Below are 20,370 nucleotides of genomic sequence, written 5' to 3' on the forward strand. Positions count from 1 at the left end.
CTCACGTACTTCATAACACGTTCACGCGAGCCCGAAGGCGCGAAGGTAGGCGCCGGCGATCGGCTCCCCCGCCACGATGCCGACCCACGCGCCGGCGAGCATCCAGGGTCCGAACGGGATGCGCGTCTTGCGCCCGGCGCGCTGGGCGATGAGCAGGACGACGCCGAACACGCCGCCGAGCAGGAACGCCGCGAACGCGCCGACCGTGAGGCCGCCCCACCCGATCCACGCGGTGAACAGTCCGAGCACGCCCGCGAGCTTCACGTCGCCGAGGCCCATCCCCGACGGGTACACGAGCACCACGATGAGGTAGAAGAGGAACAGCGCGACGCACCCGATGAGCGCGCGGAGGGCGCCCCATCCGTCGCCGTCGAGCAGGGCGACGAGGCCGAGTAGCACGGCGCCCACGACGTAGGCCGGGTACACGATCGCGTTCGGCAGGCGGAACACGTCGAGGTCGATGAGGGCGAGCGCGATCGTGATCGCCGCGAGGTAGAGGTAGGCGACGAGCTCGACGAGGGCTGCCACGACCGACAAATGCTGCGGCAACCGCACGAGCGCCCACCACAGGCCGACGAGCGCGAACGCCACGCCCGTGCCGAGCTCGACCGCCGGGTAGCGCGCGCTGATCGGGTTGCCGCAGTCGCGGCACTTCGCACGCAGCACGAGCCAGCTGATGACAGGCACGTTGTCGTACCAGCGGATGCGGTGTCCGCACCTCGGGCAGTGGCTCGGCGGATGCGCGATCGACTCGCCCCGTGGCACGCGCCAGACGACGACGTTGAGGAACGAGCCGATCAGGAGGCCGAAGAGGGCCGCGATCGCGGCACCGGCTGCGGGTAATTCCACCTATTCGGCGCCGGTCGCAAGACGCGTGCTGTCTACAGACCAGTCAGAAACCGCACCGCCCGCTCCCGCGGCGCCGTTGAGATCAGCACCCGGCACGCTAGCGGACGTGAATATCAGGCCGTTACCGCCTGATCCGGAGTACCCGCCCGCATATACCTGTCCGCGCCATATCGAGCCCGATGATGTGCTCCAGTTGTAATTGGCGTAATAGTTGCAAGGAGTATATATAAGTCCGTAAATCTTCGGGTCAATTGTGGCCGGATTGAGCGAAACGTCGCCGACGCCGCCTGAGCACGAGGGTGAATTGCTCGAAACAATTGGGTCAGCCACGATCAGGTCAACCTTGTGAACGGCACCGTCGGCCGAAAGCAGAGCCGAGCTTTGCAACGTTATCTTCTTGGCAATGAACGCGACGTTCGTCCTCACCGACAAGGTCTGGCTATTCAAGTAGACTTCCGAGCAGGAAGTGGCGTCGATAACTGTGGGGGATACCAAGTTCGTGACCGTCGTCCAGAATGCGCTGGTGTTGTTCCGACTGCCGATCTGGCAGTCTCCGCTCCAGTTCAAACGTGTGTAGCCGGCGTTTGTCCACGGTGTGAAGTCAGCGCCAACTTCGACCCAATCAGGCACTGTGGGCGCAGACTTAGCAACGGGGGCGGCCAGACCGGCCTGGCGAATTGTGACGGCCCCTGCCACGCTCGCCGAGCCGGTCGAACCCAGTGCGCACGCATGCTGGGCTTCGCCGTTCTGCGGGAACGTGGCGCCGCGACACGCTACGAAGCTATTCGGGTCACTGTCGTACTTCGCCCAACTCCCGACGACCAGCGCCCCTCCCACTCGACGATCGGTAGCGGTTCCTGGGGTTACTGTGACCGTTCCCGACGTGGCTACCGAGGTGACATTGCCGACGACGTTTCCACGAAGCTCTCCTGCTCCACTGGCGAGCAACGACCCACCAATCCTCGTCCCGGTGCCAACATAGAAAGTGCCCCGCGCCTCCACACTGCCGAGAATTTTCATTGTGCCCTTGAGCGTAAAATTCCCATTTGCGTAAACGCTCCCACCGATAATCTGGCTGCCGTTTTCGATGAGAACATCGCCGCCCGCGGCGATCACGTCACCGTCGATCGTGGCACCCGAATCTATCCGAATCTTTCCAGACGCCCACAGCGTGCCGTGAATCGTGCAAGGCTGATTAGTAATGGAAACGTCGCCGATAACGGTGACGTTTCCAGCATAACTACCACCCGAAGTGCACGTGAAATTGCCATGAGTCTTGACGTCAGCGGTTCCGGCCGAGGCCGACAGTGTGTACGTATCGAGTGAGCCGCCGCCGTAGAGGTAGAGCGCAGCACCGTTAGAGACCACCGCAGACCGCGTAATGGTCTCAATAACGGTTCGGGTATCATTGCCGGATACGCCGTTCACGCCTTTCGCCACCGCCGTGCCCAGCGACTTGAAGCGCACTTTCGTCACAAGTAGGCTGCCCGTAGTCGGTGGACAGTTGGACATCCACGTCGATCCGGTCCAGTACTGGACCTGCACGTCATAGATCGGAGCTACGTCGTTTGAGTAGTGCCCGCCGTTCGAGCAGGTGCCCCGACTAACGGCAGCGCGGGCCACCGCGATCCCGGCTTCTGATGAAGCCTGGGATTGTGAACTGGCGCGAATCGAACTCGTGTATCCAAGAGATGTGACGAGCGAGCTGGTAATCAGAGCGGTGATGAGCATAGCGACCGCCAAGACGCCGATTGCAGCGATCATAGCGAATCCATCGTCTCCCGGGACCCGTCGCCTCACACAGTTCAAGGTGCGGTAAAACACGTGTCCCCCGTCCAACTGTCCGACCGTGTCGTCGCCGACGTGCTGATTGTCAACCGCGGCTGGTCACCTGCCTTGACGCTCATATCGAGCGCAATGGTGCGGCCCGTTCGCGCGAATATGCCGTTACTTCCGGCCGGAGACGCGGTACCTGATGATCTCACGCCGCTTGCCAGGAGGGTCCAGCTGGACAATTCGGTTGCGGTCGGAGCTGGCACCGCAGCGGTGGAGTTCTTTGTTCGGATATCACCCGAAGTCGGATCGAAATACCACGCATAGCATCGCCATCCGGTCGAACCCGAGACGCTGTCTGTGGCGACCCGCGCTTGCACGAATTGCGCACTGCCCAACGCGTCGATTCGGTACGCTGAGGCGGCGCGAAAGCGTGAGAGCATCTGCTCGACTGCAACCTGGGTCGAGTTCGAGGTGCCCGTCACCGTGCGCACTGTTCGCTCACCCAATGTCGCGGCGATTACCAGGCCACCCGCGATGGCGAGCACCACCGCGAGAAGCAACATCGCCACGAGGAGTTCGACGAGTGTGAATCCGCCTTCAAGGTCCGATCTGCTTGAACTCACGCGTAGCTTCCGAGGTAGACGCGCGTCACAATCGTGGAGATGGCGGCGCCGGTGTCTGCACGAGTCACCCTAACAGTCGCTTCCACCGCTCCGGGGTAGGCGTCGATGGTCACCGTCGACTTGTCGCTATCCGTGTTGTCACAGCCGGAGTACGACTTGTACGCCTGCAACTCGACGTTGCGCGCATCTGTAACACTTGCCGCCGCCGCGACCCAGGTCTGCAATTCGACGCACGTGGTCGCAGCTCTCGCTTCTTCGAGTTGCGCATTGGCGAGCTCATTCCCAGCAGCCATTGTTGCATTGACAGCGCTCATTCGTAACCCATTGAGCAAGACAGGCAAAAAGGCGACAGCAACAATCGCAATCAATAGCACCGCAACAACAACCTCGATGATGCCAAGGCCGCATTCCCGCACGTCGGCGCGCCCAGACATGACCACTCCCATGAGCGACTCTTAGTTGCTACGCGCCAAGGGCCCGGCGACCCGAGCGTTACCTCGAATCACCGGACCAATGCCTCGTCCGGACGGTCAGCAGGTTCCCGTTTCAGTTCCTGAGATGGCGGACCCAACCCTGAACGTGTTGCTCGTGTCCGCGTTCTTTCCCTGAATGCAGAAGGTCTGGAGCGTTGCGCCAGTCCCGACCGTCAGAGTGTTTCCGGGCGAGGCCTTCCAACCGTAATCTGCGAGCGCAGTCCCGGGGGTGCCCGGAATTGCGGTCAGCGTCGGGTTCGCGGCCGCGTACGCGGCCACCGCCAGCTTCGCATTCGCAAGGTCGGACTTGACACTCGCCTCCTTCGCGGCGTTCTGCTGGCCGATGAAGACCGGGATGGCGATCGCGGCGAGGATGCCGATGATCAGGACGACGACGAGGAGCTCGATGAGCGTGAAGCCCTTGTCCCCCTTGCGACGCGCGTTGAGCGCGTCCTGCATGCGCATGAGCATGTGATTGATTCCTGTCTCTGAATGTGAAAAAAGGACAGGTAGTCCCCCGTATGGAACTGACCCCCACCGTCAATCGTGGCCGAGGGAGATCGGAACAGGTATCCCTCGAACGGGGGACCTTTCCTCCCCAATAGTGGGGCGATCCGTGGCGCGCGCTCAGCCGACGGGGGTGGACTGCATCCGGGGCATCGCATCCGTTCGGACGAAACCGTCACGCGCCGGGCACACGACCATTCTGCTCCACCGGGGGGCCGTCGAGGCCGACTCGCAGCACGGCGGCGTGCAGCGTGGGCTCGGTGGAGAACAGCGCGTGGGGGTTGTGTCCGCCGACCCAGGCCTGGAACGCGCTGCCGTGCTGTTCGACGTGACCGCGGGGCAGCACCCAGGCGCCGGAGTCCGCGTCGCCCGGCACGTGCAGCTCGACGTTCCACCGCCGGATGCCGTGCCGGCGCGCCACCAGCCACCGATCAGAGCCGTCGATGCGGAGCACGACCTCGGGGTTGTTCGGGGCGTCGGGGTTGTTCGGGGCGTCGGAGTTGTTCGGGGCGTCGGGGTAGTTCGGGGCGTCGGGCGTGGGCTCGTTGGTGTCGGTCATGGGTCGTCCTTCTGTCGCTGGCTTCTGTCGCTGGGGCGGCATCCGTCGTCTCGCCCCCTTGGTTGTATTACGCCCGAACGCGTCGGAATGCCACGGTGGCACGACGGCTTCGACCCCCTCGCGAAGACGTCGAGAACCTGACCGACCTCGCGCGCGGCGCGATCGACTCTCCCGAGTGCCGCATCGCCGTTGCGCCGGGCATCGATGGGCGGCCAGCAGAGGAGCGCCGCACGTCAGATGCGCCTGATGGCTCAGCGGTCAGGATTGACGGGTGGCCGCCACCGAGGACGACGTTCCACGGCGCTATCTATCCCATCGTGACGTCCCAGCCGCCGATGCCACCGACGAAGCCAGTCGGTCAGCCGGGCCCGGGCTTTGAGTTGCAGTTCGTGCACGGCACTGGGTCGACTCGCTTGTGGGCCGTGTCGGACGACGGCTCGTGGCTGGCCCAGACGCAGGACGATCGCCTGCTCGTGCAGTCGACTGCGCTGTCGCTCGATGTCGAGCCGTCGACCATCTACAGATCGCGCCGAGCCTTGCTGACGTACTCCGTCGCACGCTTGCGTGAGCTCGCGCGGCGGCAGGGAGCGCGCCACCAGGAACCATACGCAGTCGTGCTCCGCCTTATCGATGCGATCATCGGCGTCGGATCGGCGACGCCTCAGATCGCGGACAACGGCGAAGGTGGGATTGAAGTCCTCTGGCTCGTGAACGGCGCGTCACTGACGATCGACTACGAGGACGAATTTGAGATTCTCGTCGAAGGTGTCGCCGCGGATGGCACGCGCGCGTTCGCACACACGCTGACCAGGTACTGGACGCGGGCCGATTCGACTGTGGTTGACGCGAAGCGATTCCTTGCGACTCTCTCGGCAAGCGTCGCTCGTCCGCTTCCCCTCAGCTGAGTTTGGGACGAATGACCGACCGTGAGCAGCACACTGTCAATTGCCGATGACGAGGTGCTGGTCCGTCGATATACGGAACTGGCAACGACCAGCGCGGCACTCGTGAGAGCAGTCTCGAGTGGTCGACGCGCTCGCACGTCCGATGGCCGCGCCGCCGGACGTCGACCCGGCGCACGCGTCGATCATCAGTCGAGGGACCTACGCGTCGAACTCGAGGCGACGCGGAGCAGGCCGCAAGCCGGCGGCCGAGGCGTTTCGGGTCGGGTTCCCGTAGCGGGTCGGGTTCCCGTAGCGGGTCGGGTTCCCGTAGCGGAAGGGCACGTGCCGCCGCGGTTGCGGCTCGGCAAGCCGGCCGTCTGCGGCATCCGTCGGCCCGTTTGCACATGTCCCTCGTTCGGGGCACACGAATGTCGGTGGCTGGTGGTTGTGTTCTCGACATGAAGAGCAAGCCCACCGTGCGGTTCACCGAGACCGACGCCGCAGCCGCGCCGTCGTTCACGGCGCGCGCGGAGGACACCGTGTCCGACCTGCTGGACTACGTCGTCGAGTTCCAGCGGATGCGCAGCCTCATCGACGCGTGCGAGGCCGACGTCGTCGACGCCGCCCGCCGGCTGAAGCTGCTGCCGCTCGAGGCCGAGCCCGCCCGCACCTCCGGGTGGAGCGCCGAGAACATCGCCATGCGAGAACTGTCCAGCGAGCTCGGCGTGCGTTTGCGGGTGCACGAGAACACGGCCCGCAACCTCATCGAGCGCTCCCGGTCGCTCGTGCACGACCTGCCCGCGACGCTCGACTCGATGCGGTCGGGCGACATCACCCTCCGCCACGCCCGCGCGATCATCGACGAGACCGGCTCGCTCCGACCCGACGCGAACGCCGACCAGGATGCTGTGGACGCCGCGGATGCCGCGATGCGCGGGCTCGAGGCCGCGGCCCTCGAGATCGCGGCCGGCACGAGCGTCGGCGCGTTCGAGCGCCGCATCCGTGCCCTGCGCGAGCGCGTGCACCCCGACTCGATGACCCAGCGCAACCGCGAGGCCCGCGAGAAGCGCTGCGTCGACGTGCAGCCCGGCCGCGACGGAATGTCGTGGCTCACCGCCCTCCTGCCCTCCGAGCAGGCCAACGCCATCGACAACCGACTGCGCCTCATCGTCCGCGCGACCGCCAGCGCGAGCGCGCGGGCCGCGAGTGCGGGCGGCGCGGGTGCGGGCGGTGACGCGGGCGGCACGGATGCCAGTGGCGCGGGCGGTGCGGATGACGTGGTCGCCGCGGCCCGTACGATCGCGCAACGGCGTGCCGACGCGTTCGTCACCCTGCTTCTCGACGGCGAAGTCGATCCCTACGACAGTGGCGTCATCGCCCCCGACATCGCGGCGAACCGCCCGGCACCAGACCCGGCCGGGCGCGCGCCGGGGCTGCGCACCCGCAGCCCGCGCGCACGGGTGCCCGCCGGCATCCGTGCCAGTGTGCACGTGAACGTTCCCGTGCTCACGCTTCTCGGGCACGACGTGCCCGCGACGCTCGACGGCGTGATCCCCATCGACGCGCAGACGGCGCGGGAGCTCGCCAAGCACGCACCGTCGTTCGTGCGGCTGCTCACGCATCCCGAGACCGGCGCCACCCTCTCCGTCGGACGCGAGAGCTACACCGTCCCCGCCGACATGCGCCGCTGGCTCGTGGAACGCGACCTCACCTGCCGCTTCCCCGGCTGCGACGAGCCCGCCACCCATGCGGATGCCGACCACACCATCCCCTACAACGAGAACGGCGAGCAGGGCGAGACCTGCGTCGCCAACCTCGCGATGCTCTGCGCCCGACATCACCGCTTCAAGCACCAGACCCGGTGGAGGGTGCAGCAGCTCGGGGCAGGAGTGCTCATCTGGACCTCCCCCGAGGGCCGTTCGTACCCCACGCGACCCGCGAACACCCTCGCGTCGGCGCCCCCGTTCTGATCGGCGGGCGCCCTACGGGCCGAGCGCAGTGATCGGTACGACATGCACGCCGTCGGGTCGGCGGCGGCTTCCCCCGCGCTCGGGAAGCTCGACGGCATCGGGCCCGACGAGGTCAGACGCTGCGTGAGTCAGAGATCGGTCGGCCTTGAGGTCGCAGATCGGTCCGATCTACTTCGGCACGGTCGTCCTACTTCGGCACGGTCGTCGAGGCCTGGAAGATCGGCAGGTACAGCGCCACCACCATGTAGCCGATCACGCTGCCGAGCACCACGATCATGATCGGCTCGATGAGACTCGTGAGCGCCTTCGTCATGGTCTCGACCTCGGCGTTGTAGAACTCGCCGATCTTGTCGAGCATCGTCTCCATCGAGCCGGCCTCCTCGCCGACGGCGATCATCTGCTGCGCCATCGGCGGGAAGATCGGCTCATCGGCGAGCGGCGCCGCGACGCTCTTGCCCTGCCGCACCGACTCCTGCACCCGCCTGAGCGCATTCTCGAGCGTCCAGCTGCCGGAGGTCTGCCCGACGATCGACAGCGCCTGAAGAATCGGCACACCGGCCGCGAGCATCGTCGAGAACGTGCGGGTGAACCGCGTGATCGCGATCTTCTGGAACAGCTTGCCGAACACGGGAAGGCTCAACCGCAGCTTGTCGACGCGCTCGCGCACCGCATCCGAGTGCTTGTTGCGCTGGTACCAGACCGTGCCGATCGCGATGAGCACGACCAAGACCGGCAGGATCCACACCATGTTCTGCGAGAGCACGACGAGGATGAGCGTCGGCACCGGCAGGGTCTCGCCCATCTGGTCGAACATCTTCTGGAAGATCGGAACGACGAACAGCAGCATGCCGATCACCGCGATCACGGCGATGAGCAGCACGATCACCGGGTAGGTCATCGCCGACTTGATCTCGTCACGCAGCTTGACGTCGGCCTCGAAGTTGTCCGCGATGCCCGTGAGCGCCTGGTCGAGGAAGCCGCCCGTCTCACCGGCACGGATCATGTGCACCATGAGCGGCGGGAACGCCTTGTCGTGCTTCGCCATCGCATCCGACAGCGCCGAGCCCTGCTCCACATCCGCCCGCACCAGGCCGAGCACGCGGCCGAGCTCCTTGTTCTCCACCTGGTCGGAGAGGATCGCGAGCGTGCGGATGAGCGAGAGTCCGGCACCGATCATGGTCGCCATCTGACGGGATGCCACGGCGAGGTCCTTGAGCTTCACCCGCCCCGACAGGCCCGGGATCCGGAGCTCCATCTGCAGCCCGGTGCCGGCGGGAGCCTCGTCCACGGTGATCGGCGAGATGCCCATCGACCGCAACTTCGACAGCGCCGCGCCCTGCGACCCCGCCTCGAGCCGACCCTTGACGACCTTGCCCCTGGCGTCCCGGGCGGTGTACGCCCACGCGGTCGCGTTCGACATCAGAACTGCCCTCCGACTCCGTAGCCACCCTGCGACGCACGCTCACCACGCTGGATGAGCTGCTTGATGTCCTCCATGTCATGCGCCTTCTCGTAGGCCGCCGCGTGCGAGATCTGGCCCATGTTCACGAGATCGGCGAGGTGCTGGTCCATCGTGTGCATGCCGAGGTCGCGTCCCGCCTGCATCGCCGAGTGGATCTGGTACACCTTGCCCTCGCGGATGAGGTTCGAGATCGCGGGCGTCATCACGAGCACCTCGGTGGCGACCGCGCGTCCCCCGCCGATCTTCTTCACGAGCGTCTGCGACACGATGCCCTGCAGCGTGCCGGCGAGCTGGGTGCGCACGAGCGCCTGCTGGTGGGGCGGGAACACGTCGAGGATGCGGTCGATCGACTGCGCGGCATCCTGCGTGTGCAGGGTGGCGAACACGAGGTGGCCGGTCTCCGCCGCGGTGAGCGCGGTCGAGATGGTCTCGAGGTCGCGGAGCTCGCCGATCAGGATGACGTCGGGGTCCTGCCGCAGCACGTGCTTGAGCGCGTTCTGGAAGCTCACCGTGTCGTGGCCGACCTCACGCTGGTTCACGAGCGACTGCTTGTTCTCGTGCATGAACTCGATCGGGTCCTCGACCGTCATGATGTGGTCGGCACGCGTCGAGTTGACCACGTCGATGAGCGAGGCGAGGGTCGTCGACTTGCCCGAACCGGTCGGACCGGTCACGAGCACGAGCCCGCGCGCGAGCCCCGCGAACTCGGCGACCTTCGCGGGCACCCCGAGCTGATCGAGCGGCTTGATCGTCGTCGGGATGAGCCGGAACGCGGCGCCGTAGTGGTTGCGCTGCTGGTAGAGGTTCACGCGGAAACGCGCCGAGGGCGACAGCTGATAGGCGAAGTCGAGCTCGAGGTCGACGAGGAACGTCTCCTCCTGCGCCTCCGTGAGCAGACTCGTCAGGGTCTTCGACACGTGATCGTGCGACCACGCCGACATGCCGGGCACCGGGCGCAGCGAGCCGTCGAGACGCACGAGCGGCGGCGACCCGGCCGCCACGTGCAGGTCGGATGCGCCGAGCAGCACCACCTGGTTGAGCGCCTCGACGATGTCCTTGTGCGAGCCCTCCTGGCCCTCGCCCGGCTGCGGATCGGTCGGGGCGATCCGGGATGCGGGGGCTGCGCCCGGGGTTGAGGCGGGCGTGGTGGCGGATGCGGCGGCGGAGGTGGTGGTGGTGGTGCCCGCTGCGGCGGGGGTCGTGGCGGGAGCTGCTGCCTCGGAGGCGGCCGACGGCGGGGCGAACTGCTCGAGGGTGGGCGCGGCGCCGGTTCCCTCGTAGTTCGGCAGTCCGTCGAACGAGGGCGGGGCCGGGGCGTCGAAGGTCTCCTCGCCGAACGCGGGCGGGGTGGCCGGCACCTCGAACACCGGTGGGGCGTAGGCCGAGGCGTCGAACGCGGTGACGTCGAACGCCGGGGCTCCGTACGCCGACGCGTCGAACGCGGGGGCTGACGCCGGGACGGGGGCGTCGAACGCCGGGAACGCGGGCGCCGCATCCGCCGCCGGGAACGCGGGCGTGGTCGAGAACGTGGGCGGCGGCGGGAACGCACTCGGGTCGAACCCCGCGGTCGAGGGCGCAGGGCCGGCCGACGCCGGGGCGCCCGGGGCGGCGGCCTCGGCCGCGCGTGCCGCGCGGCGGCTCGTGGCCGGCGGGTAGCCGTCGCCGTCGCCGAGCGGCGGGATCTCGAAGATGTTGTCTGCCATTCCCACCCCTCAGGCGACGACGGTCCTACGCGACGACACGCAGGATCTCCTCGACGCTCGTGAAACCGTGCTGCACCTTCGCCCAGCCGTCCTGCCGGAGGGTCAGCATCCCCTGCGAGATCGCGACCTGCTGGATCTCCGCCGCGCTCGCGCGCTCGACCGCGAGGCGCTCGATCTGCTCCGACACGCTCATCACCTCGTGCAGTCCGATGCGGCCGCGGTAGCCCGTGTTCGAGCACGCCGCGCAGCCGACCGGGCGGTACAGCGTCGGGATCGGCTGGTTCGGGTCGAAGCCGAAGCGCAGCGCCGCGAGCTCGCGCGGGTCGTGCTGGTACGCCGTCTTGCACCGGTCGCACAGCCGCCGGGCGAGGCGCTGGGCGACGACGCAGTCGAGCGCCGACCCGACGAGGAACGGCTCGATGTTCATCTCGGTGAGACGCGTGATCGCGCTCGGCGCGTCGTTCGTGTGCAGCGTGCTCAGCACGAGGTGACCGGTGAGCGAGGCCTCGACGGCGATCTGCGCGGTCTCGTGGTCGCGGATCTCGCCGATGAGCACCACATCCGGATCGGATCGCAGGATGCTGCGCAGCGCACTCGCGAAGGTCAGGCCCGCCTTCGGGTTGACCTGCACCTGGTTGATGCCCCTCATGCGGTACTCGACCGGGTCCTCGACCGTGATGACGTTGATCTCGGGCCGGGCGACCTCGTTGAGGGTCGTGTAGAGCGTCGTCGACTTGCCCGAACCGGTCGGGCCCGTGACGAGGATCATGCCGTACGGCTTCGTGTAGCTCGCGCGGTAGGCCGCGAAGTTGCGCGGCAGCAGCGCGAGCTTGTCCATCGACACCGCGGTGTTCGAGTTGTCCAGGATGCGCATGACGACCTTCTCGCCCCACACCGTGGGCAGGGTCGCCACGCGCAGGTCGATCTTGCGACCGCCGTGGCTCACCGACATCCGTCCGTCCTGCGGCTTGCGCCGCTCGGCGATGTCGATGTCGCTCATGATCTTGAGGCGGGAGATGACGCCGTTCTGGATCGCCTTCGGCGCCGACTGCATCTCGTGCAGCACGCCGTCGATGCGGTACCGCACGTGCATGTCGTACTCGCCCGGCTCGATGTGGATGTCGGACGCCTTGTCCTGGATCGCCTGGCTGATGATGAGGTTCACGAAGCGCACGATGGGCGCGTCGTCCTCGACCTGCTCGGCGCCCGCGACCACGAGGTCGTTGCTCGGTGCGCTCTCCTCCTCGAGCGTGGAGGTCAGGTCGCTCAGCTCGCTGTCGGCGCGCAGGTAGCGGTCCATCGCCATCCGCAGGTCCGACTCCTCGGCGACCACGGGACGCACCTGCATGCGCGTCGCGGCACGAATGTCGTCGATCGCGATCACGTTGCCCGGGTCGGCCATCGCGAGGGTCAGCAGATCGCCGACCGAGCCGATCGGCAGCACGGTGTGCCGGCGGCAGACCGGGGCGGGCACGAGCGCGACGGCGGTGCGATCGACCGGGAACTCGGCGAGCTCGACGAACGGCACCTCGGCCTGCGCGGCGCGCGCGCTCGCGAGCTGCACGGGCGTCACGATGCCCTTCGCGACGAGCGCCTTCACGGCCTCCTCGTCCTCGCCCCACGCGCCGGAGATCGAGTCGAGGTTCTCGATCGGCACGATTCCGCGCAGGATGAGGATCTCGGTCAGGGATGCCACTGTCGCGCCCCCTTCTCGATACCGTCACGCGGCCCCCCGGGCGCGACGGTGCGGAAACACCTGCGCCTTACGCTAAACCACCGGTGGAGAGTTCGCCAGCGGTGCTGTCCTCCAGCGGTGGTGGTGCGGCGTGTTTGACCTGGATCATTCGCCCGGCCGGTCAGCGCGCTCCGACGACCGCGGCGACGATCGCCACGACGAGCACCGCCGCGACCGCGAGCGCGCCGATCGCCACCGCCCCGATCACGACGAGGGTCGCGAGGCTGCGACGCGGGGCAGCGGATGCCGTCGCCCGCCCGGCACGACGCCGCGGCGGGGGCGGAGCGGTCGGAGTGCGCGCGGCGCGCGCCGGCTCGGCCGCGCGGGGCCGATAGCCGTCGGGGCCGACATCCGGCACGCGGGCCTCGCGCCCGGCGCGGGCCGGGGTGCTCGGGGTGCCCGGGGTGCCCGGGGTGCCCGGGGTGCTCCGGGCACGGCGGGTCGTATCGTGCGCGACGCCGCGGGCGATGACCCGGGTCCGGTCGTCGGGATCATCCGGGCCGACGCGCTGCGCCGCCCGGGTCGCGTCGACCGGGCGCCGCGACACCACGCGCGTCTCATCATCGCGATCGCCGGGGCCGTCGCCCTGCACCGCCCGGGTCGCGTCGATCGGGCGCCGCCGCGGCACGACGCGCGTCTCGTCCTCGAGGTCCGCCGACTCGGACGGCTCGCCGCGGTCGCCGGGCTCCCCGGCAACGTCGGAGGCGATAGTCACGCCGGGCTCCCCGGGCACGCCGGGCACGTCGGGCTCCTCGGTCACGCCGGGCTCTCCGTCGTGTCGTGCGCCGGCGGCATCCGTTCGACGACGCCCGTCTCGTCGTCGAGCTCGGCGGCCGCGCCGCCCTCGAGCACGTCGACCACGACGACCGTGACGTTGTCGCGCCCTCCCGCGGCGAGCGCTGCGGCGACGAGCGCATCCGCCATGTGCTGCGCCGGCATCCGTCGCGCGAGCATCGCCGCGACCACGTCGTCGCCGATCTCGCCGGTGAGGCCGTCGGAGCAGATCAGCAGGCGCTCCTCCGCGCCGACCGGGATGAGCCAGCGGTCGGCCTCGCTGTCCTCGGCGCCGACCGCGCGCGTGATGACGTTGCGGCCGCGGAAGTGCGGCACGTCCTCGCGCGCGAGCAGGCCGTCGTCGACGAGTTCCTGCGCGATCGAGTGGTCGCGCGTGAGCTGCTCGAACCGCTCGCCCCGCAGCCGGTAGACCCGGGAGTCGCCGATGTTGAAGACGAGCCAGTGCGGACGCTCGTCCTGCGCGACGAGCACGACCCCCGCGACCGTGCTGCCCGCCCCGCGCTCGCTTCGCGTCGCGAGCTCGTGCACGACCGCGTGCGCCCGCCGGAGCGCCGCGGTCACATCCTCGGGCTGCGGCCGCTCGCGCCCGACGAGCGCGCGCAACGCCTCGACGACCGCGGCGCTCGCGAGGTCGCCCGTGTCGTGGCCGCCCATGCCGTCCGCCACGGCGAAGACGGGGAACTCGGCGATCGCCGAGTCCTCGTTGACGCGCCGCACCGTCCCGACGTCGGTCGCGACGCCGACTTCGACACGGATGGGCGCGCCGCTCACGACCGCTCCTCCCGCAGGCCCACGGCGAGCTGCCCGAGCCACAGCTCGCCGTCGACCGTGACCGCGAACCCGGGCGTCAGCTCGACCTCCTCGCCCGACGCGCGGACGAGGACGGTGCCGTTCGTCGACCCGAGATCGGTGACGAGCCAGGCACCGTCGGACTGCTCGAGCCGCGCGTGCGTCTTCGACACCGTCTTCGACGGGTCGGCGAGCGCCACGAGCTGCGCCGTCACGTCAGAGCCCGACGCGGCCGGGTTCCGCCCGAGCAGCACGGTCGTCGCCGTGATCGCGACCGGCGCGGACCCCTCGGCCTCGAGCGTCCAGCCGCGCACCCGGCGCCGCACGCTGAGCACCGTCTGGTCGACGTCGTCGTCGGGCACGGGGCCGGACGCGGCAGGCGCGGGGGCGGCAGGCGCGGGGGCGGCCTGGGCGGGCGCGGGGGCGGCGGGCGCGGGGGCGGGCGCGGGCTGGGCGGGCGGGGTGTGCACGTCGAGGCCGGGCACCGACTCGATCGGCGGCGCCCACTGCAGGGCGCTCGCGACCGGGGGTGCGGGAGTGGGTGCCGACGGGCCAGGCCGCGCCGGAACCGCAGGCCGCTCCGGAATGGCAGGGGGCTCCGGAAGGGCGGGTGCCGCGGACGGCGCGCTCGGAGTCGTCGGCGGCACGGCCGGAGCTGCCCCGGCACTGCCGCCCGGCCGCACTTCACCGCCGCCCGGGAACGCGCCTGCGCCCGCATCCGGGACCCAACCCGCACCCGGCGGAAGCGGGCCCGCACCGCCCTGCAGCCCCGACATCCGTGCTCCGAAGTCCGTGCCGCCGCCGAGCGGAAGCGGCTGCGCCGGACCGAAGCCCAGGATGCTGGCCCACACCGGCAGCACGAGGATCGCGAGCACCGTCATGCCCGCTCCCCGCCCGAACCGCCGGGTGATCGCGTGCAGCGACAGGTAGAAGACGACGAGTCCGGCGACCTGCACGATCGGCAGGAACAGCGTGATGACCCAGAACGCCGAGTAGCCGCCGAGGCGGTACAGCTCGACCGTGTTGAGCACCGGCACCCACGCGCGCCACTGCTCGACGCCGAGCTTGCCGAACATCCTGCCGAGGGCGATCGCGAGCCACACGTAGACGCCGACGACCAGCACGAGGTAGACGACGCCGCCGATCACACTGCCGACGAGCAGGGCCGGGTCGGACGGGTCGAGCGGGGTGGGGTTCACGAGGGGTCCCTCTCTGCAGGAACGGCGGCGCCACGCGGGACGTTGCCGCCACGCGGGACGTTGCTGCCACGTGAGACGGCGACACTACGCGGCCGGCGCGGCAGGCGCAGCACGTGCCGGGCGAACGAGCGCAGGGTGAGCGCCGCGCGCCAGCGCCGCCACACTCCGGCGCCGCTCTCGAGGGCCGCGCGCTCGCCCTCGAGGATCGACCAGAACCGCTCGGCGTCGGCATCCTCCGGGTCGATCGGCGCGAACACCGCCCGGTCGGCGATCGTCGCGAGCGCCGTCGCGTTCGGGGTGGCGTACACCGCGGCGAGCTGCGCGCGGGTCTGCACCGTGGGCACCGGCAGCCCGTGGTCGATCGCGGTGTCGACGAACTCGTCCCAGCCGCCGACGATGCGATCCTCCGCGGCGGCGGCCGCTCGGCGACGGCGCCGGCGCTGCGCCTTCGCGATGAGGATGCTCGCGAACGGCGCGATGAGCACCGCGAGCGCGAGCAGCGCGAGCCCGACCACCTTGAGTGTCGTGGCGAGCCAGCTCAGGTCGGCGGCGTCATCCGTGCGGGTGTGCGATCGGTCGTCGCTGCCGCTCGGGTCGCTCGCCGTGGCCTGCTGGCGGTCGGCCGAGTCCGGCAGCACGCTCGTGCCGTTCTTCGGCGGCTGCTCGTTGTTCTGCACCGGGTTCAGCGGGGCGGTGTGCTGCGGCGTCGTGTCGAGCGTCACCCAGTCGCCGGTCGCGCCGCGCACCTCGATCCACGCCGTCAGGTTGCGTCCGCTGCACTCGTCGGTGCACGCCGGGATGTCGTCGGGGCCGCGATCGACGCCCGCGAGCGCGAAGCCGAGCACGACGCGCGCCGAATAGCCGAGGTAGCGCGCGAGCAGCGCGCCCGCGACCGCGAACTGCTCGTCGTCGCCGACCGCCGCGACGAGGTCGGCGTCGCCCGCGGCCCCCGGCGTCTGGCGCTGCTTGTCGACGAGCTGGCCGAACAGCGTGTCGATGCGGTCGAGCGAGTGCCCGGCGCGACTCGGCGCGAACGCCGCGCCGCCGAGGTCGTCGAGCCAGGTCGGCCGACCGTCCGACCCGACCGGGGCGAAGATCGCGTGGCTGAGGTAGCCGCGCGCCCGCAGCCGGCCGACGAGCCCGACGAGCGACTGGTCGTCCTGCGCGGCGACCCAGTCGCGCAGCCGGTCGGGCACGCTGTCGGGGTCGAGGCGGGCGGCGCCCGGCGCGGCCAGCTCGGGGACGGCATCCGTCGGCTCGGTCGCCGTGAGCTGGAACGTGTCGCCCTCGCGCAGGGCTCGCGTGACGAGCCCCGCCTGCAGCTGCTGGTCGTAGAAGAACGCGTCCTGGCGGTCGGAGGCGTCCGCGCCCGCGAACACCACGCGCGTCAGATCGGGCACGGTCGGCAGCCACGCGCCGCGGTAGCCCTCGACCGTGATCGTGACGCTGCCCGTCGGCCCGGTCGCCGGCGGGTCGAGGGTCGACGGCACGCGCACGAACGCGTCGGCCGCCGCCCCCGAGTCGACCGCGCGGTACTGCTGCCCGTCGTAGTCGCTGAGCACCGCGAGACGGATGCGGTCGCCGTCGAGCGCGTCGCCGTCGATCCGGAACAGCGGCCGCTCGTACGCGCCCGGCGCGAACGACGCCCGGTAGTCGGTGAGCGGACTGTCGGCCAGCACGCGGTCGCGCGCCGGGTCGATCGCCGAGCGCAGCACGTGCCGGGGCAGGCCCGCGGTGACGCCGGGCGCGACGAACGACGCCACCACGACCGCGACCACGAGGGTGCCCGCCGCGAGGGCGAGCCGGCGGGCCACCGCGCCGCGCGCCTCGCGGCCCTGACGGATGCCGGCCACGTTCTGCGCGCGGCCGAGCGCCGCCCGGCGGTCGGCCCGCACCCGCCAGAGCACGAACGCGAGCGCCGCGAAGAACGCGAGCAGCCCGAGCGCGGCCTGCCGGGACGAGAGGGCCGCGAGGCGCGCGAGCACGCCGTCGCTCGAGACCTCGGGCGCCCCGAACGCCACCGCGAACAGGTGCAGCGCGAGCGCGAGCGGCACGACGGCGATCCAGGCCCGGCGCGCACGGATGCCGGCGCTCACCGCCGCAACGCCCGTTCCGAGCACCGCGACGAGCGCGGGCACGAGGAGGGTCTGGTAGCTGCCGACCGGGATCGTCGCGATCGTCGCGAGCTGCTTCCAGGACAGCACGGTGCCGGCCACGAGGTCGATCCAGCCGCGCGCCGCGTCGCCGAGGGCCGCGCCGGTCGTGAGGGCTGTGCCGGTCGTGAGGGCTGTGCCGGTCGTGAGGCCCGTGCCGCCCGCGAGACCCAGGCTGCTCGTGAGGCCGGAGAGCGCCGTGGGCACCGCGAGCGGCACGCCGAGCACGAGGTAGGCGATCGCCGTCGCGCCGACGAGCACCGGCCACGACCGGCGCCGCAGCAGGACGGCGACGCCGCTCGCGACGACGGTCGCCACGACGACGAGCACGACGAACGCCGGATCGGCGTAGATCGGCCAGATCGCCGCCGCCGCGATCGCGACCTGGAGCGCCCAGAAGCCGACCGTGATCGCGACGAACCGCGGCGCCGGGCCGGTGTCGCGGGCGAACGCCGAGCCGCTCGCCGGGACGCCGCTCGCCGGGACGCTGCTCATCGTGCCACCTTGGCCATGAGGTGCCCGAGGTCGTCGAGCAGCGCGATGGTCGCGACCGAGAGCCCGGGAAGCTCGCGGAATGCCGGCGGCGCCGTGCGGTCGCAGACGATCGCGAGCACCCGCACGTCGAGCGGGAACGTGACCGCGACCGACTGCAGCCGGCGCGCATCCATCGCCGAGCCGCACACGACCACGGCGATCGACACATCCGTCACGACCTGGGCCGTGAGCCGGCAGACCTCCTCGATCGGCATGACGGTCGCGCGCGCGTCGATGCCCGCGAGGTCGTCGAGCAGCGCCCGGCCGCTCACGGTCGCGAGACTGCGGATGGAGCGCATCGACCGCCGCATGAACTCGGGGATCTCCTCGCTCATCACGACCGCGAGGTCCCGCGAGTCCCGCACGGCCCGCACCCCGAGGCTGCCCGCGACGCTCACCGCGAGCTCGAACTCCTCGTCGTCGGCGTACTCGGCGACGTCGAGGCTCAGCACGATCGCGAGGCGCGAGCGCCGGGTCTCCTCGAACTGGCGCACCATGAGGCTGCCGTTCGTCTGCTTCGCCGTCGACTTCCAGTGCACCGAGCGCTGCGCGTCGCCCCGCGCATAGGGGCGGATGGCGTGGAACGAGATGTCGGCGTCGACGATGCGCCTCGACGGGTCGCCCTCGAGGTCGCGGATGAACCCCGCGCTCGTCGACGGGATCGGCACCGTCACCGGATGCACGTAGATGTCGCGCAGGTCGACCCAGGCGACCTCGCGCTTGAGCAGTCCGAGCGGGTCGGTACGCACGCTCGTGACCGGACCGACCGCGATGATGCCGCGGTGCTCGGTGCGGATCGCGAGCTGCTCGCTGTGCACGGCGCCCGCGACGAGCAGCGGCACGTGCACCTCGGCGAGCCCCGCACCGGTCGGGATGTCGATGCGACCGGGCAGCGCGAGGTGCGACGAGGCGTTCGTCACCACGACGGAGCCCTCGACGACGTCGCCCGCGACGACCCGCTCGTGGTGCAGCTGCAGCTCGACCGCGTAGGCCTGGCCGCCGAACAGGAACGGCACGGCGCACGCGAGCAGCACCGCGGCGAGCAGCCCGGCCACGACGAGCTCGACCCAGCCGAGCGCGAGCCCCACCGCGAGCGCCACGACCCCGCCGACCACGACCCAGCCCGCGGGCGTGACCGTGTCGCGCACCCAGGCGACCGCCGCGCGCACCGCGGGCACGACCGCGCGCCACACCCGGATCCAGCCCACGACGACCGCGACCGCGGGCGCACCGGATGCCGTCGTGTAGCGCGTGTGGGTCGCGGTGCCGGTCGTGGCGACGGTGCGCGAGATCCGGGAGTCGGTCTCGAGGCTCATGCCCGGCCGCCCGCCGTGCCGTGGATCGCGCCGCGGACCGGGCAGCGGCATCCGTCTCGCTCGCTCATGACATGTCGTTCCTCGACGGGGGCACGGTGTCGAGCAGGATCTGCGCGATCACCGCCTCGGCCGTGACGCCGTCGAACTCGGCCTCCGGGTCGAGCACGAGCCGGTGCGCGAGCACGGTCTCGGCGAGCAGCTGCACGTCGTCCGGGGTGACGAAGATGCGCCCGTGCGCCGCGGCCCAGGTCTTGGCCGCCTTCGTGAGCGAGCGGGCGCCGCGCACGCTCACCCCCATCCGCACCTGCGTCGCGCTGCGGGTCGCCTCGACGATGCGCGCGATGTAGTCGAACAGCAGCGGGTTGACGTAGACGCTGCGCGCCAGGTCGGCCATGCCGACGACCGTCTGCGGCGTGACGACCGGCGAGAGCTCGACCCGCGCGTCCGCCGTGCCCTCGAGGATGCGCAGCGTCGCGGCCCGGTCGGGGTAGCCGATCGAGGTCTTGAGCAGGAAGCGGTCGAGCTGCGCCTCCGGGAGCCGGTAGGTGCCGGCCTGCTCGATCGGGTTCTGCGTGGCGATCACGAGGAACGGCACGCCGACCGGGCGCGTCACGCCGTCCACGGTGACCTGGCCCTCCTCCATCACCTCGAGCAGCGCCGATTGCGTCTTCGCGCTCGCGCGGTTGATCTCGTCGGCGAGCACGATGTTCGCGAACACCGGGCCGGCGTTGAACTCGAACGTGTTCTCGCGCTGGTTGTAGACCGCGACGCCCGTCACGTCACCGGGCAGCAGGTCGGGCGTGAACTGGATGCGGGTCGACGTGCCCTGGATCGACTGCGAGATGGCGCGCGCGAGGCTCGTCTTGCCCGTGCCCGGGAAGTCCTCGAGCAGCACGTGGCCCTCGCTGACCATCGCGGTGAGGCAGAGCTCGATCACGTGGGCCTTGCCGAGCACGGCGCGCTCGACGTTGGCCACCAGCGTCGCGAACGTCTCGCGGAACCACTCGGCGTTCTCCGGGGTGATCGTCGTCATGTGCTCTCTC

The 20,370-nt window shown here is 70.2% G+C and carries 17 protein-coding genes; 2 read left to right on the forward strand and 15 right to left on the reverse strand.

The window, feature by feature from the left end:
• Positions 1 to 21 precede the first annotated feature (21 nt).
• The 6 genes from QT381_RS00680 to QT381_RS00705 form a co-directional block, all read right to left on the reverse strand.
• On the reverse strand, positions 22 to 849 hold the full coding sequence (locus QT381_RS00680; protein ID WP_289246662.1) for a prepilin peptidase: 828 nt from the start codon (positions 847 to 849) through the stop codon (positions 22 to 24).
• A complete protein-coding gene (locus tag QT381_RS00685; protein WP_289246663.1) occupies positions 850 to 2,613 on the reverse strand; it encodes a polymer-forming cytoskeletal protein in 1,764 nt (587 codons plus the stop codon).
• Positions 2,614 to 2,654: 41 nt separating this feature from the next.
• Positions 2,655 to 3,248 (reverse strand): prepilin-type N-terminal cleavage/methylation domain-containing protein, encoded by a 594-nt coding sequence (locus QT381_RS00690; protein WP_289246664.1) that lies wholly within the window; start codon positions 3,246 to 3,248, stop codon positions 2,655 to 2,657.
• Positions 3,245 to 3,694, reverse strand: coding sequence for a type IV pilus modification PilV family protein (locus tag QT381_RS00695; RefSeq protein WP_289246665.1), 450 nt, complete (start codon positions 3,692 to 3,694; stop codon positions 3,245 to 3,247). Before QT381_RS00695 ends, QT381_RS00690 begins: the two co-directional genes overlap by 4 nt.
• A gap of 84 nt (positions 3,695 to 3,778) precedes the next feature.
• Entirely contained in the window at positions 3,779 to 4,180 is a 402-nt protein-coding gene (locus tag QT381_RS00700; protein ID WP_289246667.1) for a prepilin-type N-terminal cleavage/methylation domain-containing protein, read from the reverse strand.
• 223 nt (positions 4,181 to 4,403) lie between these two features.
• Positions 4,404 to 4,787 carry a hypothetical protein gene (locus QT381_RS00705; RefSeq protein WP_289246668.1) on the reverse strand — a complete coding sequence of 128 codons (384 nt, stop codon included), beginning with the start codon at positions 4,785 to 4,787 and terminating at the stop codon, positions 4,404 to 4,406.
• A 95-nt stretch (positions 4,788 to 4,882) separates the two neighbouring features.
• On the opposite strand from QT381_RS00705, the gene QT381_RS00710 reads away from it, so the two are divergent.
• Positions 4,883 to 5,692 carry a hypothetical protein gene (locus tag QT381_RS00710; protein WP_289246669.1) on the forward strand — a complete coding sequence of 270 codons (810 nt, stop codon included), beginning with the start codon at positions 4,883 to 4,885 and terminating at the stop codon, positions 5,690 to 5,692.
• A gap of 437 nt (positions 5,693 to 6,129) precedes the next feature.
• A complete protein-coding gene (locus QT381_RS00715) occupies positions 6,130 to 7,641 on the forward strand; it encodes an HNH endonuclease signature motif containing protein (protein WP_289246670.1) in 1,512 nt (503 codons plus the stop codon).
• A 187-nt stretch (positions 7,642 to 7,828) separates the two neighbouring features.
• Here QT381_RS00715 and QT381_RS00720 read toward each other — a convergent pair whose 3' ends face one another.
• From QT381_RS00720 to QT381_RS00760, 9 genes are all read right to left on the reverse strand, one after another.
• Positions 7,829 to 9,061: a type II secretion system F family protein gene (locus QT381_RS00720; RefSeq protein ID WP_289246671.1), complete on the reverse strand. Its 1,233-nt coding sequence runs from the start codon at positions 9,059 to 9,061 to the stop codon at positions 7,829 to 7,831.
• Positions 9,061 to 10,806: a type IV pilus twitching motility protein PilT gene (locus QT381_RS00725; protein WP_289246672.1), complete on the reverse strand. Its 1,746-nt coding sequence runs from the start codon at positions 10,804 to 10,806 to the stop codon at positions 9,061 to 9,063. Before QT381_RS00725 ends, QT381_RS00720 begins: the two co-directional genes overlap by 1 nt.
• A 25-nt stretch (positions 10,807 to 10,831) precedes the next feature.
• On the reverse strand, positions 10,832 to 12,502 hold the full coding sequence (locus QT381_RS00730) for a GspE/PulE family protein (protein ID WP_289246674.1): 1,671 nt from the start codon (positions 12,500 to 12,502) through the stop codon (positions 10,832 to 10,834).
• Between the two features lie 160 nt (positions 12,503 to 12,662).
• Positions 12,663 to 13,301 (reverse strand): hypothetical protein, encoded by a 639-nt coding sequence (locus QT381_RS00735; RefSeq protein WP_289246675.1) that lies wholly within the window; start codon positions 13,299 to 13,301, stop codon positions 12,663 to 12,665.
• Entirely contained in the window at positions 13,298 to 14,107 is an 810-nt protein-coding gene (locus QT381_RS00740) for a PP2C family protein-serine/threonine phosphatase (RefSeq protein ID WP_289246676.1), read from the reverse strand. Before QT381_RS00740 ends, QT381_RS00735 begins: the two co-directional genes overlap by 4 nt.
• Positions 14,104 to 15,324 (reverse strand): DUF5684 domain-containing protein, encoded by a 1,221-nt coding sequence (locus QT381_RS00745; RefSeq protein WP_289246677.1) that lies wholly within the window; start codon positions 15,322 to 15,324, stop codon positions 14,104 to 14,106. Before QT381_RS00745 ends, QT381_RS00740 begins: the two co-directional genes overlap by 4 nt.
• A complete protein-coding gene (locus tag QT381_RS00750; RefSeq protein ID WP_289246678.1) occupies positions 15,321 to 17,972 on the reverse strand; it encodes a transglutaminase domain-containing protein in 2,652 nt (883 codons plus the stop codon). Before QT381_RS00750 ends, QT381_RS00745 begins: the two co-directional genes overlap by 4 nt.
• Entirely contained in the window at positions 17,969 to 19,327 is a 1,359-nt protein-coding gene (locus QT381_RS00755; protein WP_289246679.1) for a DUF58 domain-containing protein, read from the reverse strand. The genes QT381_RS00750 and QT381_RS00755 overlap by 4 nt, the downstream gene beginning before the upstream one ends.
• Positions 19,328 to 19,391: 64 nt before the next feature.
• Positions 19,392 to 20,360 carry an AAA family ATPase gene (locus QT381_RS00760; protein ID WP_289246680.1) on the reverse strand — a complete coding sequence of 323 codons (969 nt, stop codon included), beginning with the start codon at positions 20,358 to 20,360 and terminating at the stop codon, positions 19,392 to 19,394.
• Positions 20,361 to 20,370 lie beyond the last annotated feature (10 nt).

The organism is Galbitalea sp. SE-J8 (assembly GCF_030345695.1).
Classification (GTDB): Bacteria; Actinomycetota; Actinomycetes; order Actinomycetales; family Microbacteriaceae; genus JAUASV01.

Coding starts and splice junctions, on each gene's coding strand:
- QT381_RS00695 (WP_289246665.1), bottom strand. CDS start 3,694: ATGGGAGTGGTCATGTCTGGGCGCGCCGACGTGCGGGAATGCGGCCTT.
- QT381_RS00685 (WP_289246663.1), bottom strand. CDS start 2,613: ATGATCGCTGCAATCGGCGTCTTGGCGGTCGCTATGCTCATCACCGCT.
- QT381_RS00760 (WP_289246680.1), bottom strand. CDS start 20,360: ATGACGACGATCACCCCGGAGAACGCCGAGTGGTTCCGCGAGACGTTC.
- QT381_RS00720 (WP_289246671.1), bottom strand. CDS start 9,061: ATGTCGAACGCGACCGCGTGGGCGTACACCGCCCGGGACGCCAGGGGC.
- QT381_RS00705 (WP_289246668.1), bottom strand. CDS start 4,787: ATGACCGACACCAACGAGCCCACGCCCGACGCCCCGAACTACCCCGAC.
- QT381_RS00725 (WP_289246672.1), bottom strand. CDS start 10,806: ATGGCAGACAACATCTTCGAGATCCCGCCGCTCGGCGACGGCGACGGC.
- QT381_RS00715 (WP_289246670.1), top strand. CDS start 6,130: ATGAAGAGCAAGCCCACCGTGCGGTTCACCGAGACCGACGCCGCAGCC.
- QT381_RS00755 (WP_289246679.1), bottom strand. CDS start 19,327: ATGAGCCTCGAGACCGACTCCCGGATCTCGCGCACCGTCGCCACGACC.
- QT381_RS00700 (WP_289246667.1), bottom strand. CDS start 4,180: ATGCAGGACGCGCTCAACGCGCGTCGCAAGGGGGACAAGGGCTTCACG.
- QT381_RS00750 (WP_289246678.1), bottom strand. CDS start 17,972: ATGAGCAGCGTCCCGGCGAGCGGCGTCCCGGCGAGCGGCTCGGCGTTC.